A 15422-nucleotide genomic window follows, 5' to 3' on the forward strand; every position below is an offset into this window, starting at 1 on the left:
TGCTAATCCAATTGATCAGACAGGTATTATGATTTATCCTAACCCGGTAAGCTCAATATTGTTTGTGAAAAATATCAGCAAGAGAGCTAAATATAAGATCTACAATGCTGCCGGACAGGTAATTGCTGACGGTATCTTACTCAACAACCAAATCAACGTAAGCAGATTGATTAACGGTGTTTATGTAATCGATATCGATGATAACGGTAAAACTGTTCAAAAGAAATTTATCAAAGAATAGATTAACTAAATTTCAAATACAAAAAGCCCTCAAAAAATGAGGGCATTTTTATTTTTTTTATTCGAGAAAATAATCTTTAAAAATATTTCTATTCAATAGCAAAGATTACTTTTTCAGTTTGTTCTTTTAATTCTTCCAGATTGGTATTGTTGTAGATGATACAATCTGCCATTTTAATTTTATCCCTTTCAGGCATCTGCTTTTCCATGACAGCCTCTACCTCACGGTAGGTTTTGTTATCTCTATCCATTACTCTTTTAGCCCTGATATTATCCTCAGCCGTTACCAAAAGAGATTTATAACATTGTCTGTTAAGTTTGAGTTCAAACAATAATGCGGTTTCTTTGAAAACCAGATATTTGCTTTGTTTCTTAACCCAATCCTCAAAATCAATTCGTACAGCCGGGTGTATGATTTCATTTAATTGCTGGAGCAGATCACTATTGTTGAAAACTTTACTGGCAACAAATTTTCTGTCATACAATCCATTTTCATCATAAGATTCTTCACCAAGAAGCTCCTTGATCTTTATTTTCAGATCTTCGCTCTCATTGACGATTGCCTTGGCTCTGTCATCGGAATAATAAACCGGAAAGCCGAATTCTTCTATAAAGCGGGCTACTGTAGTTTTTCCAGAGCCGATTCCGCCTGTTAAACCTATGATTTTGGGTGCTGGTTCCGGTTCAGTTTGCTGTGTTTCTGAATGTAATTCTTCCATGATTTAAAATTAATATCCAAAAACATCATTAAAGCTAAACGTTTCATCAAGTCTTACCCCTTTGTCGGTCATTTTAAGACTTGCAAGCTCGTTATGGGCATCATGTTCAAAGAACAATAAATATTCGTTATCTACACACTGCTTAAGGAATTTTCCTTTTTCTTCCATTGTTAAAAGAGGTCTGGTATCATATCCCATCACATACACAGGGTTGATATGTCCTGCTGTAGGAATAAGATCTGCAGCAAAAACAACTGTTTTTTCCTGATATTGGATCACCGGAAGCATCTGTTTTTCTGTATGACCGTCTACAAAGATGACATCCATCTTCAGATCCGGAGCAAAACCATAGTTGCCGGTAGTAGGGAGCGGTAAAAAATTAAGCTGACCACTTTCCTGCATCGGCATAATGTTTTCTTTCAGGAAACTGGCTTTTTCCCTTGCATTTGGTTCTGTTGCCCATTGCCAGTGATTTTCATTAGTCCAGAAGTTGGCATTTTTGAAAGCAGGTCTGTATCCGGTTTTGTCATCATTCCATTCAATAGCACCACCACAGTGGTCGAAGTGAAGGTGGGTAAGGAATACATCCGTAATATCTTCCTTTATAAAACCGTATTTCTTTAGATTTTTATCAAGAGTATCATCTCCCCAAAGAGAATAGTGTCCGAAAAACTTATCATCCTGTTTGTTACCAAGACCGCAGTCTACCAGAATTAGTTTTTTTCCGTCTTCAATAAGCAGGGAACGTGTTCCCAGTTCGATTAGGTTTTTTTCGTCTGCCGGGTTTGTTTTTTCCCACAGACTCTTCGGGACGACTCCGAACATAGCACCGCCGTCCAGTTTAAATTTTCCACATTGTATTGGATATAACTTCATATGTATATTTTGATTATTTTTTTATTGTATTCATTTTTTTCGCAATCTTTCTTGCGTTATCATCAGAACGCTCAAGATGGTTGATAATGCTATCATAATCAGCCTCTTTTCTGTTCTGAGAAAGTTTTTGCTTGATAAATATTTCGTTAGGAATTATTTTAATGCCAAAAGCCCCCTTCATTTCCTTTTCCACAAATTCTTTTCCCATATCCTTCACCATCATCGGACATTGCTGAAATTTTTCATATTTGGATGTCAATTTGTCCAGATGAGCATAAAGCTCGTCATGATTCATCAATTCAATCTTTCCGTAGATCTGCACTGCTTCATAATTCCAGGTGGAGACATTGATATGATCGTACCAGCTGCTGGATATGTAAGTGTGGGCTCCTAAAAAATCACAAAGAACTTCATCTCCGTTTTTTAAGGTTTTCGCCTGTGGATTAGCTCTCGAAATATGAGTTTCAATATAAGCATTTTCCGGATCATCTTCATTCAACATCATCATGGCATGAGTCGCCCGGATTTTGTCAACGGAAGAAATCAGTAAAGCAAATGAGTTTTCTTTAATGATCTCTCTCATCAAATTGTAATCTTCGCTTCTGTATAATTTTGGTATAAACATAAACTAATAAACTCTCATTAACCTTAAACTCAAAACTTTGAACTTAGAACAGCTCTCCCGGATTTTTAGGTCTTGTAATATTTAAATGTTTGTAAGCTTTGTCAGTAACTTCTCTTCCTCTCGGAGTTCGGATAATAAATCCTTCCTGGATCAAAAATGGCTCATAAACTTCTTCCAGCGTTTCAGGATTTTCAGCAATAGATGTGGCCAAAGCTGAAATACCAACCGGTTTTCCTTTGAAGTTTTCAATCATAACCCGCATGATCTTATTATCCATTTCATCCAACCCAAATTCATCCACATTAAGAGAGTTCAGTGCATATTTGGTAATATTGATCTCAATTTCACCATTCCCTTTGATCTCCGCGAAATCACGCACCCTTCTCAATAATGCATTGGCAATCCTTGGGGTTCCACGGCTTCTTCTTGCAATTTCTATCGCCGCATCTTCATAAATGACAACGCCCAGTACTCTTGCACTTCGCTGGATAATCATTGACAACAGTTCAATAGAATAATATTCCAGTCTGCTTTGAATCCCGAATCGGGCAAGCATGGGTTTAGTAAGCATTCCGCTTCTGGTAGTTGCTCCTACTAAGGTAAAAGGATTCAGTCCGATCTGTACACTTCTGGCATTAGGACCAGTCTCCAGCATGATGTCAATCTTATAATCTTCCATTGCAGAATACAAATATTCTTCTACAACAGGAGAAAGACGGTGGATTTCATCAATGAAAAGAACATCATTTTCTTCCAGATTGGTCAACAAACCGGCTAAACTTCCGGGTTTGTCCAATACAGGACCGGAAGTAATCTTACAGTTGACACCTAGTTCATTGGCAATAATATTGGCTAAAGTAGTTTTTCCAAGCCCTGGCGGACCATGCAATAAAACATGATCTAATGCTCCGCCACGTCTTTTCGCAGCGGTAACAAAAACTTCAAGGTTCTCCAGCGTTTTTCTCTGCCCCGCAAAATCTTTAAAGCTCTGGGGACGGATCTGTTCTTCCTGCATCAGCTCCTCGCGTGAGTAGTTTTCCTTATCTGGATGTAAAAAATCTGGCATTAATTCATTTCATTTACCTCAAAGATAGCAAATTTAGACTAAGGTTGAAGGGCAGATTGAGAAAAGGTTAAGATTGACACAGAGTTTATGCTAAGGTTAAAAATGAGAACAGCTAAGATTTAAATAATTGGGATATTTTAAGTATTTTTGAGAGGAGAAATTATTGATAAAAATTATTAAAATTTTGATTGTTTAGAAGGTAGGTGTTGATGATAAATAAATCAGCCTCAATCTAAACATTAGCATTAACTTTAAACTAATGAAATTAATAGGACCATTTAAGCAGGTGGTAACGCTTGCTAACCTACCATTAAGAGGAAAACTTTCCGATGAACAGCTGGAAATTATTGTGGACGGAGGAATTGTAGTAGATCAGAATACCATTCAGAAAGTTGGAAATTTTGAAACATTAAAAGCAGAAAATCCTACTATAGAAATTGAATCTATCGAAGGAGAGCAGATTGTTCTTCCTGCCTTTGTAGATTCACATACCCATATTTGTTTCGGAGGAAACCGCGCCAATGATTTTGCCATGCGTAATGCAGGGAAAACTTATCTGGAAATCGCTGAAAGTGGTGGGGGTATCTGGAGCTCAGTACAACATACACGAAATGCTTCTGAAGAAGAATTATTGAAAACTTTAGGAGAAAGAATCAATTTTTTGATTGATTTAGGAATTACAACCATTGAAGTGAAGAGTGGCTACGGTCTGGATGTGGAAAATGAGCTGAAAATGCTTAGAATTATTAAAAAAGCACAAGACTTAACTAAGGCTGCTTTGGTTCCTACCTGTTTGTCGGCACATTTAAAACCCAGAGACTTTGAAGGAAGCAATCCTGAATATCTTAATTATATCATTACTGAAATTTTACCCAAAGTAAAAGAGGAAGGACTGGCAAATAGAGTAGATATTTTTATTGAAAAGTCTGCCTTCCAACCTGAAGAAAGTAAAGAATTCTTACTTAAAGCAAAAGCATTAGGTTTTGAAATTACGGTTCATGCAGATCAATTTACGCCAGGAAGCTCAAGAATTGCGGTAGAGGTGGGTGCTAAATCTGCAGACCACTTAGAAGCAACAATTGATGAGGATATCGAGTTTTTGGCTAAATCAGATACTGTAGCAACAGCTCTTCCTGGAGCAAGTTTAGGGCTCGGTGAGACATTTACTCCGGCAAGAAAATTATTAGATGCAGGAGCTATTGTAGCTATTGCAAGTGATTGGAATCCGGGATCGGCCCCAATGGGAAATTTAATCACCCAGGCTTCTATCTTAGCTGCTTTCCAGAAATTAACCACTGCTGAAGTGTTGGCTGGAATGACTTTCCGTGCAGCTTATGCTCTTAATCTAGAGGATAGAGGGCAATTGGAAGCAGGGAAAAAAGCAGATTTTGTGACCTTCAAAACCAATAATTTCCAGAATGTACTTTATAATCAGGGAAGTTTAAAAGCTGAACTTGTTTATATTGATGGGAATAAAAAATAAAATTATAAATTAACCATACTTTGTTATTCAATGAGTGGTCTTCTATGTCAGCTCATTGAATACATGCAATAGGCAAATGACTGAATAATGAGTAATATTTGGCAAGGCAGATTGGACGGAGAAGAACTTCTCCATCACAGAATATTTCAAAGGATAAGAGAAGAACGCAATTACGATAATATCGCAACAGATGACTTTGTACTGCATGGTTTTGCTGTAGATGAAGGAGTAAGGCGAAATAAAGGCCGCCAGGGAGCTAAGGATGCTCCTGACGTGATCAGAAAAAATATGTCTAATTTCCCAGTGATTCTTCCTGATTTTTCAATGCTTGACTTTGGGAATATTACCTGTGACGATGGTAATCTGGAAAATACCCAGAACAATCTTGCCAAAAATGTTTCAAAAGTACTTCTAAAAGGTGGGAAATCCCTTGTCTTAGGCGGTGGCCATGAAGTTACTTATGCCCATTATTTAGGAGTTAAAACAGCTTTTCCGGAGCAAAAAATAGGAATTATTAATCTTGATGCCCATTTTGATAACAGACAGCCTGAAAAAGGAGTAGGAGCGAGTTCAGGTACCGGGTTCTGGCAGATTGCCCAGGAAGGACCTATCAATTCTCTGCATATCGGAATTCAGAGAAACTCCAATACACTGAAGCTTTTTGATACCGCTCATCAGTACGGAATGAAATATATTCTGGCAGATGAACTGTTTTTTGAAAACCTTCCATCTATCTATCAGCGTATTGATGAATTATTGGATACTGTAGATTATGCCTATCTTACGATTTGTATGGACGTCTTTAATGCATCAGTTGCTCCCGGAGTTTCCGCTGCAGCGTACAACGGAATCTTCGCAGATCCTGCCTTTATGCATTTTTACAGACATATCTTAAAAAATAAAAAACTGGTTGCAATGGATGTGGCGGAAGTTAATCCTTCTTTTGATATCCAGGACCGAACAGCAAGACTGGCAGCATGTCTTGTGAATGAATGGCTAATGATTTAAGATAAAGTTATATTCTTCCGATAGAGAAAATCATTATTTTATTAACCCTTAAGGAATGGAATTTGCTAATTTCACCGTGCTTTTAAAATAAGAGCGCTCATAAATTCATTAGCTGAATTTAAAACAGAATTTATATTATGGAACAATTAATTGAAAGCAAGCTTATTAAAGCAGATAAAGCGTTTTCAGTGTGGAGAAAAGTGCCGTTTGAGGAAAGGCAGAAGTTAATTGCAAAAGCAGCAGAAATTTTAAAGAATAATTCGGAGAAATTTGGTAGAATAATTACAACAGAAATGAATAAACCCATTTCAGAATCAATAGCTGAAGTGGAAAAGTGTGCTTTAATGATGAATTATTATGCCGCTGCAGATAATATTTTAAAACCTGAAAAAGTAGAATCTGAATTTGCTTATTCCGAAGTTCATTATGCTCCAAAAGGAGTGATTTTAGGAGTAATGCCATGGAATTTTCCTTTTTGGCAGGTATTGCGATTTGCTACTCCTGCAATTTTAGCTGGAAATACAGTTGTTTTGAAGCATGCTTCAATTTGTTTCGGAAGTGGAAATGCTATCGTAGATGTTCTTCTTGAAGCAGGTTTCCCTGAAGGTGTTTTCCAGAATCTTGAAGTAGGGCATAAAGCGGTAAAGGAGATTCTTGAACATGACGCTGTAAAAGGAGTAAGCCTTACAGGCAGTGGAAAAGCCGGAGGTGAAGTAGCTTCAATTGCTGGTTTAAATATCAAAAAATCTTTGCTTGAATTAGGCGGAAGTGATGCATTTATCATTTTTGATGATGCCAATCTGGAGGAAGCTGCAAAAGCTGGAGTAAAATCCAGACTTCAAAACTGTGGGCAAACTTGTACAGCCGCAAAAAGATTTATTATTGACGAGAAGATCGAAAATGAATTTCTTCCTATATTCATTGAAGAATATAAAAAATATGAAATTGGAGATCCCTTAGATAAAGAAACCAAATTAGCGGGAATGGCAAGGCCTGACCTGGCTGACGAGTTGGAAGCTCAATTCAACAGGGCATTGGAAAATGGTGCGGAAATTATTATTCCTCTGGAAAGAGTTTCGGATAATGAATTTAAGCCAGGCTTAATCAGAGTTCAGGAAGGAAACCCAATTTTAAAAGAAGAACTTTTCGGTCCTCTTGGTATGATTATGATTGCAAAAAATGATGAAGAAGCCCTGCAAATGGCTAATGATATACCTTTTGGACTTTCCAATTCTGTATGGACTAAAAATAAAGACCGTCAGTTATTCTTCATTGAGAACCTTGAATCCGGAACCGTTAATATCAACAGAATGACAAGTTCTGATCCACGTTTTCCATTTGGAGGATCAAAGGCTTCAGGTTACGGAACAGAACTATCTCTATTAGCTTTAAAAGAATTTGTTACAGCTAAGACTGTTGTAGGTAATTAAGATTTGTATAATGTACAATGTAAAAAGTACAATGTATTGATGATATCAATTTATCATTATGTAAACAAAAATTCCAGGAAATTAATTTCCTGGAATTTTTGTTTTCTTATATGCTTTTACAAAAAGTAATTTTGCTTATTGCTTATTGCTTATTGCTTATTGCTTATTGCTTATTGCTTATTGCTTATTGCTTATACTGTCGTCAATCTCAGTGTATTCGTTTTTCCTCCTTCGTATGATGGAGTAGCATTGATGTTGATTACGAAATCTCCGGTTTCGATATAACCATAGTTATGCGTTAACATATTTACCTGGATAATCGTTTCATCAGTAGATTTCTTCATATCATAATAATAGGCGTGAACACCCCAAAGAAGGTTCAGCATCGTAATAACTCTTTTGTTACCACTGTATACAATGATATGAGAATTTGGTCTGTGTGCTGCAAGCTGGAAAGCCGTATACCCAGAATGAGTAAGTGTTACAATAGCAGAAACGTTTGTTGTTTTAGCAATTCTTACTGCTGCAAGGCACACCCTGTTGGTAATGAATCTTTCATCAATACAGTTATAATCTTTCTCGATAGGCTCATTTTTGTGTTGGTAAAAATGAGTCGTTTCAATATTCTTTACAATTTTAGCCATGTTTTCCACAACCTGTACCGGATATCTACCTACAGAAGTTTCTCCGGAAAGCATTACCGCATCAGCTCCGTCCAATACAGAGTTGGCCACGTCATTTACTTCAGCTCTTGTTGGTGTTAAGCTGTTGATCATTGTTTCCATCATCTGAGTAGCAATGATTACTGGTTTAGAATAGAATCTTGCTTTTTCTACCAGATTTTTCTGGATGGCAGGAACTTCTTCCATTGGAACTTCTACTCCAAGGTCTCCACGGGCAACCATTAATCCATCACATTCAAGAAGGATTTCTTCAATATTTTTAACGCCTTCAGGCTTTTCAATCTTCGCAATAATCGGAGTCTTGAATTTACCGTTTGGATGGTTTGCAATTAATTCTTTTAGGTCAATGATGTCCTGTGCATGACGAACAAATGATAAGGCAATCCAGTCAACTTCCATGTCAAGCATGAAATTAGCATCCTGAATATCCTTTTCTGTCAAAGCAGGAAGAGAAACATTTGTATTAGGTAGATTAACTCCTTTTTTAGAACTTAACGGACCTCCTTGAATGGTTTTCGCTTTTACAGTATCTTTTTCATTGGTTTCGATAACCTCCAGCATTAGCTTCCCATCATCAATAAGGATTCTTTCTCCTACTTTTACGTCTTGTGGAAACTGTTGATAAGTCATGTACACCTTAGTGGAATCTCCCTCCATCTTTTCGTTGGTGAAGGTAAGAATATCACCTGGGTTCAGGTAAGATCCCTCTTTTACAACTCCTACTCTCAGCTTAGGGCCCTGAAGATCTCCCAGGATTCCCACTGAATAACCATACTCGCTGTTGAGCTCTCTAATTATTTCAATATTTTTTCGAACTAAGTCGTAATCTGCATGGGAAAAATTTATTCTGAAAATATCAACACCCGCTTTCATTAAATCTAACATTACCTCCTTCGATGATGAAGCAGGTCCTAGTGTTGCGATAATTTTTGTCTTCTTTAAATACTTATTCATAATACTGGATAATTTGATAAAGTTCCTCTTCAGAACTCAGTGTATAATCTTGAATTGGAAACACAAGATTTTCAGGGAGCAAAATTACGGAAAAATCAGGAAACTGTTCCGAACTATGCAGAATATATTCCACATCTACCTGATTATTTAATAAAAATTTAATGTTTTCTTCTTCTGTAAAGAGTTCTGTCTGAACTTTTTTTTGCTTACTTTCAGAAGATTTATTTGAAATAAAGGTAAAACAGGTCCTGGAAAACTTGTGGTAGGCCTCAAATCTTGGAAAAAAATAATCATAATATCCTCCATGAAAGACAAGATCTTTTTTTCTTGAAAAACTGAGATTGTTAGCTTGATTTATTTTGTAAAAAAACTCATGAGCAGGTACATCTTTTGCTAATCTTACCAATCCTATGGTAATATCTTCAAATTCTATATCATCAAGATCATAAAGTTTTTGAATTTCCAAGTATATTTTCTTTTTTATTTAAAATATAAAATGCCCTTTGTGCTGCCTTTTCCTCTGCTTTTTTCTTGGAAGTTTCCGTTGCATTAGCAATTTTTCCTTCACCCAGCCACACGTGACATCGGAATACCACAGACTTATTAGCTTGTATTTCTTCGCAGGTTTCGTACTTTATATTGACTTTCTTCTTTTGGCTCCATTCAAGCAGGAGACCTTTATAGCTTACAATTTTGTTTTCAAGCTTATTGATTTCAGAAGGGGTCAGCAATTTTTCCAAAATAATCCTTTTACAGGTATCATAATGGAAGTCTAAATAAACGGCACCAATTAGAGCTTCAAATAAATTTCCGGAGATATTCTCACCCAAAGCGGAAGAACTGTTTTGCTTTTGCAAAAGGTTCGTAAGCTTGAGGTCTTCGCCTAATTTATTGAGGTTTTTCCTATTAACAATCTTAGATTTCATCTGGGTCAGATACCCCTCATTTGCCTGAGGATAGGTCTGGAACAGATGACAAGAAATAATTGTACCCAAAACAGAATCTCCCAAAAATTCAAGTCTTTCGTAATTGCTGTCTTGATTTTTAGAAGAATTTTTCAAAGAAAAGGCCTCGCGGTAAAGAGCTATATTCTGTACCTCTGTACCTAAAACTTTTTGAAGCTCGGTACTGAGAAAATATTCTCTCTCCGTTAATTGTCTTTTTCTTTTTTTGAGAAGGAATTTAGAAAAGTATTTCTGTAACTCCATTCATTGAATTTAGATTTTCTTAAATAGAACGCAAGCGTTATGCCCGCCAAATCCAAAAGTATTGCTCATGGCTACTTTTACATCTTTCTTCACAGCAGTGTTAAACGTAAAGTTTAGTCTGCTGTCAATATTTTCATCATCAGTAAAATGGTTGATGGTAGGAGGAACAGTACCATGAATAATAGTTCCCAATGCAGCAATAGCTTCAATAACACCTGCAGCACCAAGAAGGTGGCCCGTCATTGATTTTGTAGAATTAATCTGAATGTCATAAGCGTGCTCGCCTAATAATCTTGAGATTGCATTGGATTCTGCGATGTCTCCTAATGGAGTAGAAGTACCATGCATATTGATATGATCTACTTCATCAGCAGTTAAACCTGCATCTTCCAGGCAGCTCTTCATTACCAGATAAGCACCAAGGCCTTCAGGGTGAGGGGCAGTCATGTGATGTGCATCAGCACTTAGACCTCCTCCTAATAATTCTGCATAAATTGTAGCACCACGTTTTACAGCGTGCTCATATTCTTCAAGAATAATACATCCTGCCCCTTCACCTAATACAAATCCATCTCTGTCTTTGTCAAAAGGTCTTGAAGCTGTTTTAGGATCATCATTTCTTGTAGAAAGTGCCATCATTGCATTAAATCCACCGACACCACTTGCTGTAACGGCTGCTTCAGAGCCTCCGCACACAATCACGTCTGCTTTTCCTAATTGGATCAGCATTTTGGAATCAATTATAGCGTTTGCTGAAGATGCACATGCAGATACGGTAGTATAATTAGGCCCGTGGAAACCATACTCAATAGAGATATGTCCTGGAGTGATATCCGCAATCATTTTCGGAATAAAGAATGGGTTGAATCTCGGAATTTCCGTATTGGCCCATCCTAACACTTCAGTTTCAAAAGTCTCTAATCCTCCGATTCCGGAACCCCAGATTACACCAACTCTGTTTTTATCTACATTGTCTTCAATAATTCCAGAATGTGCTACTGCCTCTCTTGCAGCAACAAGTCCCAATTGAGTGTTTCGGTCCATTTTTTTAGCTTCTTTCTTATCGAAATGCTGTAACGGATCGAAATTTTTCACTTCGCAAGCGAACTTTGTTTTAAAGTTTGTGGCATCAAAAAGAGTAATCGGAGCGGCACCGCTCTCACCTTTCACAAGATTTTCCCAGTATTCTTTTGCATTATTTCCTATTGGTGTTATTGCTCCAAATCCTGTTACAACTACTCTTTTTAATTCCATAAACTTTGTTTAATTTCTTTTTTGTTGAAGAATATTATTTATTTACTACTTCTTCGATGTAAGCGATAGCGTGTCCTACAGTAGTAATTTTTTCAGCTTGGTCATCAGGGATCTGAATATTAAATTCTTTTTCAAATTCCATGATTAACTCAACTGTATCTAGTGAATCAGCTCCTAAATCGTTAGTGAAGCTAGCTTCAGGAGTTACTTCTGTTTCTTCAACGTCAAGCTTATCAGCGATGATAGCTTTTACTCTTGATGCAATGTCTGACATAGTAAATTATTTTTTTAATTGTTAGATGGTGCAAATATATAAAATTCTTTACGATAAAACATTTTTTTAGCCTTTTTTGTGGACCGGAAGCTTTCATTTTAGATTGTTTTGCTTTAGTCTTTTAGTTTTCAGGTGGTTATATTCGGTGTGAATTATGAAAGGCTAAAACCGAAATTGAGTAATAATAAAGTATTTTACAATAAGAAAGTTTGAGATCGGGTAGAATTTTACCTTAATATGAATAAAACCAAATTGGTAATTGTAAAATTCTTTAGTATTATTGAGTTCGTTTTTTTGTCGTAAACAATAAGGAATAAGAAAAATCACCTATTTAAATAGATGATTTTCTATAAATATGAAATCAATGTTATTTAATTTACTAGTCTTTTTCTTTGACATAATAAATTAAATAAGAAAAATCTGGAGCTCTTAGCATTAGTGTATCATTAATTTTCTGAACTCTAAACTTATTGTCACCATATGGACCACCTCCAACAGGTCTGAAAGTCAACGTATAATAGTAGAGTGTATTTGATGACGCTTCATCTTCTACTGCCCATATCAGATTTGTGGTTTTTGATTTGTTTATTTGATCATTGAGACTTGAATTGTCATTTAGTGAAATAATGTCATCTTTAGTAAACTTTAAGCGTGTAGTAGGAGTCTTTGTTGTGTGCCAAGTGCCTTGTATCCAGAGTGGTGGGTTGAAGTGCTTAGTTTGAACAGGTGTTGTTGGTTCTTCTTTTTCAGGCAGATTATCATTATCTCCAGAACAACTTAAAACTAAAAATGATAATGCAAAAAGAAATATTGGCAAAACGTTCTTTGTAATTTTCATAAAATGGATTATTAGTTATTTAATAAATTACTATTCTCCTTTTATTAGAGAATAAAGAATATTGATGTAAATATATGGATTTATTCTAATTACCAAGTTATTGGATGTTGAGAGTCTGTAATCTGCAAGAAACAAATAAAAAAACCGCTTAAATAAATAAGCGGTTTTTGTGGAGTTGGAGGGATTCGAACCCTCGTCCAAACAAGCAATACATAAGATTTCTACATGCTTATTCTACCATTGGTTTTCGACTGAAGGCAGAGGGCAGACACCCAACATCCAGCTTATCTTCTAAAGTTTTCGAATTTTAGCCGAAGCATCTAAAATCTTATTCCTGCATTCCTATATCCCAGGATCAAACGCCGCAGAACAGAGCATTTGTGAGATATCTTGCTTCCTTACTATCTTCGGGAAAACGCTTGATCTACTATACTTCGATATTAAGCTGCAAGAGCGAACTCTTCGTTGCCAGTTAAAGTTTTGTAGCAAGGGATTAAAGAGATCGCGCCACGGTTCTCTGCATGCTTACTTACCCATTGGTCTTGCTGTCGAAACCAGTCAACCCCATGAATAAAGTGAATGCAAAGATAATGCTTTTTGTTTACATTTCATTAATATGGGGGTTTTTTAATGAGATCAGCTTGTGGAATGAGCAATTTGAAACTGTTATGATTTGAATATTTAGTTATTGTGGATAAAAATATTAGTATGTGTTAACTGCCTTTAATACTAGGTTTGTTAAGAATCTTTAGTTAGGGGAGTAATTCTTTGTGGTAATATATTTTGTGATGTAAGAAAAATTGCCTAGTTTTGCAATCCAAAATGAGATGTAAAATATGTTAATAATTCCAGTAAAAGATGGTGAATCCATCGACAGAGCTTTAAAAAAATACAAGAGAAAATTTGATAAAACAGGTACAGTTCGTCAATTAAGATCTAGACAAGCGTTTATCAAGCCTTCTGTAACTTTGAGACAATCAAGGTTGAAAGCTGCTTACAAACAAAGAGCACTTAGCAAAGAAGAGCAGGCTTAAGATTTTTTCTTAACCATATATTAATTCACTTCTTAAATTCTTATATTTGAGGAGTGAATTTTTATTTTTATACCCATGATGCTGGAAAAGTTTTTAGAATACTTACAATTCGAAAAAAGGTACTCTCCTCATACAGTTACAAGCTACAAAAAAGACCTTGAAGACTTCTCCCATTTCTTTCTCCAAACAGAGTCTTCCGATAATCTGGCCAAAGCTGACAAAAAAATCATCAGAAATTTCATTGTTGAACTCAGCGAAAACAATATTTCCAAAAGAAGTATCAATAGAAAATTATCTTCTCTCCGCAGTTTTTATCTTTTTCTTTTAAAAATAGGTGAAATTAAAGTTTCTCCCACCGAAGGGATTTCTTCCCTGAAGTTTTATGCTGAAAAACAGATGCCTATGTCTAAAGAAGAAATGGCTGATCTTAACGATAGAATTTTCGATCAGCTGCATGATGTTCTTGAAAGGTGTATCATGGAAGTACTTTATCAGACAGGTATGCGTAAAGCGGAACTTTGTGGCCTGATATTTGAGCATGTTGACTTATATGAAAATGAATTAAAAGTAATAGGAAAGGGGAATAAAGAAAGGGTAATTCCTGTTTCGAATGAACTGTCTGAACTCCTTAAAAGTTACCTGGAAATAAGAAATCCACAGGCGGAATTTAAATCATATTTTTTTGTAAATAAGAAGGGGAAAAAACTCAACGAAAAATTTGTTTATGTGGTAGTTAATAAGTACCTTAGTCTTATAACAACGAAAGAAAAAAAAAGTCCTCACATCCTTCGTCATAGCTTTGCTACTCACGTGTTGGATAATGGGGCGGAGATCTCCAAAGTAAAAAAAATATTAGGGCATTCCAGTCTTGCCAGTACTCAGGTCTATACGAATGCTAATATTGAACAATTGAAAAAAGTGTTTAATCAGGCTCACCCTCGAGCTTCAAAAAAAGAAGAATTATGAAGATTTCAGTACAATCAATTGGTTTAACTCCACACGAACCACTAGAGTCACATATTGACAAAAAAGTAAGTAAATTAGATACCTTCTATGACAAGATTCAGGAGTGTAAGGTATTTTTGAAAGTAGAAAATAACGCTGATAAAGTGAACAAAACAGCTGAACTTATTCTGGCGGTTCCGGGAGATGATATTGTAGTAAAAAAGACATCTGCAAGTTTTGAAGAAAGTCTGGACCTTTGCGTTGATACTGCTAAAAAGCTATTAATCAAGAAAAAAGAAATGGCGTAGAAAAAAAAGTTAAAAAAAGTTTATAAAAAATTTGAGAATTCAAAAAATCCGTTCTATATTTGCACTCGCAAAAAAGGAACAGTGATCTTTTGAATTCTTTTTTATATTTGCCTCCATAGCTCAGTTGGCCAGAGCACGTGATTTGTAATCTCGGGGTCGTGGGTTCGAATCCCTCTGGAGGCTCATAAAATATAAACTTTTTGGGGAGATTCCAGAGTGGCTAAATGGGACTGACTGTAACTCAGTTGCTTCGGCTTCGTAGGTTCGAATCCTGCTCTCCCCACTTTATATTTTTATAAAAAAAACTTGCAAGATTAAATAAGTTTTCTTAGTTTTGCACAGCGTTTACCAATAGTTTTGGAAACAAAATTGCGGAAGTAGCTCAGTTGGTAGAGCGTCAGCCTTCCAAGCTGAATGTCGCGGGTTCGACCCCCGTCTTCCGCTCAAAAAAATACCTTGAAAAAGGTGTTTTTTTTA

General features: G+C 36.0%; 17 protein-coding genes, 3 tRNA genes and 1 other RNA gene. 10 read left to right on the forward strand and 11 right to left on the reverse strand.

All coding sequences use genetic code 11. From position 1 onward, the window contains the following. A partial coding sequence (locus OL225_RS00005; RefSeq protein WP_264516872.1) for a T9SS type A sorting domain-containing protein occupies window positions 1-241 on the forward strand: 241 nt, incomplete at its 5' end. A gap of 88 nt (window positions 242-329) precedes the next feature. On the opposite strand, the gene coaE is transcribed toward OL225_RS00005, so the two are convergent. Genes coaE through ruvB form a run of 4 tightly spaced genes read right to left on the reverse strand, consistent with a single transcriptional unit; the run spans window position 330 to window position 3526 of the window. Then, window positions 330-959, reverse strand: a complete 630-nt coding sequence (coaE, locus tag OL225_RS00010; protein WP_264516873.1) for a dephospho-CoA kinase — start codon at window positions 957-959, stop codon at window positions 330-332. Between the two features lie 9 nt (window positions 960-968). Further along, the gene (locus OL225_RS00015; protein ID WP_264516874.1) at window positions 969-1835 is read right to left on the reverse strand and encodes an MBL fold metallo-hydrolase; all 867 of its coding nucleotides are present in this window, start codon (window positions 1833-1835) and stop codon (window positions 969-971) included. Between the two features lie 13 nt (window positions 1836-1848). Next, window positions 1849-2460, reverse strand: a complete 612-nt coding sequence (locus OL225_RS00020; RefSeq protein ID WP_264516875.1) for an FMN-binding negative transcriptional regulator — start codon at window positions 2458-2460, stop codon at window positions 1849-1851. 43 nt (window positions 2461-2503) lie between these two features. Further along, a complete protein-coding gene (gene ruvB, locus OL225_RS00025; protein WP_142719109.1) occupies window positions 2504-3526 on the reverse strand; it encodes a Holliday junction branch migration DNA helicase RuvB in 1023 nt (340 codons plus the stop codon). Window positions 3527-3785: 259 nt separating this feature from the next. Between ruvB and hutI the strand changes: the two genes are divergently transcribed. From hutI to OL225_RS00040, 3 genes are all read left to right on the forward strand, one after another. Continuing rightward, window positions 3786-5009: an imidazolonepropionase gene (gene hutI / locus OL225_RS00030; protein WP_264516876.1), complete on the forward strand. Its 1224-nt coding sequence runs from the start codon at window positions 3786-3788 to the stop codon at window positions 5007-5009. Between the two features lie 87 nt (window positions 5010-5096). Beyond that, window positions 5097-6017, forward strand: coding sequence for a formimidoylglutamase (hutG, locus tag OL225_RS00035; RefSeq protein WP_264516877.1), 921 nt, complete (start codon window positions 5097-5099; stop codon window positions 6015-6017). 137 nt (window positions 6018-6154) lie between these two features. Continuing rightward, a complete protein-coding gene (locus tag OL225_RS00040) occupies window positions 6155-7447 on the forward strand; it encodes an aldehyde dehydrogenase family protein (RefSeq protein ID WP_264516878.1) in 1293 nt (430 codons plus the stop codon). A gap of 191 nt (window positions 7448-7638) precedes the next feature. Here OL225_RS00040 and pyk read toward each other — a convergent pair whose 3' ends face one another. From pyk to ssrA, 7 genes are all read right to left on the reverse strand, one after another. Beyond that, a complete protein-coding gene (gene pyk, locus OL225_RS00045; RefSeq protein ID WP_047379289.1) occupies window positions 7639-9084 on the reverse strand; it encodes a pyruvate kinase in 1446 nt (481 codons plus the stop codon). Next, window positions 9077-9550, reverse strand: coding sequence for an IPExxxVDY family protein (locus tag OL225_RS00050; RefSeq protein WP_047379287.1), 474 nt, complete (start codon window positions 9548-9550; stop codon window positions 9077-9079). The genes pyk and OL225_RS00050 overlap by 8 nt, the downstream gene beginning before the upstream one ends. Further along, window positions 9528-10292, reverse strand: a complete 765-nt coding sequence (rnc, locus tag OL225_RS00055) for a ribonuclease III (RefSeq protein ID WP_047379280.1) — start codon at window positions 10290-10292, stop codon at window positions 9528-9530. The genes OL225_RS00050 and rnc overlap by 23 nt, the downstream gene beginning before the upstream one ends. A 9-nt stretch (window positions 10293-10301) precedes the next feature. Continuing rightward, a complete protein-coding gene (gene fabF / locus OL225_RS00060) occupies window positions 10302-11546 on the reverse strand; it encodes a beta-ketoacyl-ACP synthase II (protein WP_047379275.1) in 1245 nt (414 codons plus the stop codon). A 34-nt stretch (window positions 11547-11580) separates the two neighbouring features. After that, window positions 11581-11820 carry an acyl carrier protein gene (locus tag OL225_RS00065; protein ID WP_002976354.1) on the reverse strand — a complete coding sequence of 80 codons (240 nt, stop codon included), beginning with the start codon at window positions 11818-11820 and terminating at the stop codon, window positions 11581-11583. A 379-nt stretch (window positions 11821-12199) separates the two neighbouring features. Then, on the reverse strand, window positions 12200-12658 hold the full coding sequence (locus OL225_RS00070; RefSeq protein WP_047379268.1) for a hypothetical protein: 459 nt from the start codon (window positions 12656-12658) through the stop codon (window positions 12200-12202). 167 nt (window positions 12659-12825) lie between these two features. Further along, window positions 12826-13224: a transfer-messenger RNA gene (ssrA, locus tag OL225_RS00075) on the reverse strand. Between the two features lie 270 nt (window positions 13225-13494). On the opposite strand from ssrA, the gene rpsU reads away from it, so the two are divergent. From rpsU to OL225_RS00105, 6 genes are all read left to right on the forward strand, one after another. After that, a complete protein-coding gene (rpsU, locus tag OL225_RS00080; RefSeq protein ID WP_047379266.1) occupies window positions 13495-13692 on the forward strand; it encodes a 30S ribosomal protein S21 in 198 nt (65 codons plus the stop codon). A 78-nt stretch (window positions 13693-13770) separates the two neighbouring features. Next, window positions 13771-14658: a tyrosine-type recombinase/integrase gene (locus OL225_RS00085; protein WP_264518676.1), complete on the forward strand. Its 888-nt coding sequence runs from the start codon at window positions 13771-13773 to the stop codon at window positions 14656-14658. After that, complete coding sequence (locus tag OL225_RS00090) at window positions 14655-14945, forward strand: HPF/RaiA family ribosome-associated protein (protein ID WP_047379265.1); 291 nt, start codon at window positions 14655-14657, stop codon at window positions 14943-14945. The genes OL225_RS00085 and OL225_RS00090 overlap by 4 nt, the downstream gene beginning before the upstream one ends. Window positions 14946-15054: 109 nt before the next feature. After that, a tRNA-Thr gene (locus OL225_RS00095) sits at window positions 15055-15128 on the forward strand. A gap of 19 nt (window positions 15129-15147) precedes the next feature. Then, window positions 15148-15228 (forward strand) — tRNA-Tyr (locus OL225_RS00100). A gap of 88 nt (window positions 15229-15316) precedes the next feature. Further along, a tRNA-Gly gene (locus OL225_RS00105) sits at window positions 15317-15389 on the forward strand. The last annotated feature ends 33 nt before the right edge of the window (window positions 15390-15422 follow it).

Origin of the sequence: Chryseobacterium viscerum (genome assembly GCF_025949665.1) — a bacterium.
In the GTDB taxonomy this organism is placed as follows: Bacteria; Bacteroidota; Bacteroidia; order Flavobacteriales; family Weeksellaceae; genus Chryseobacterium; species Chryseobacterium viscerum_A.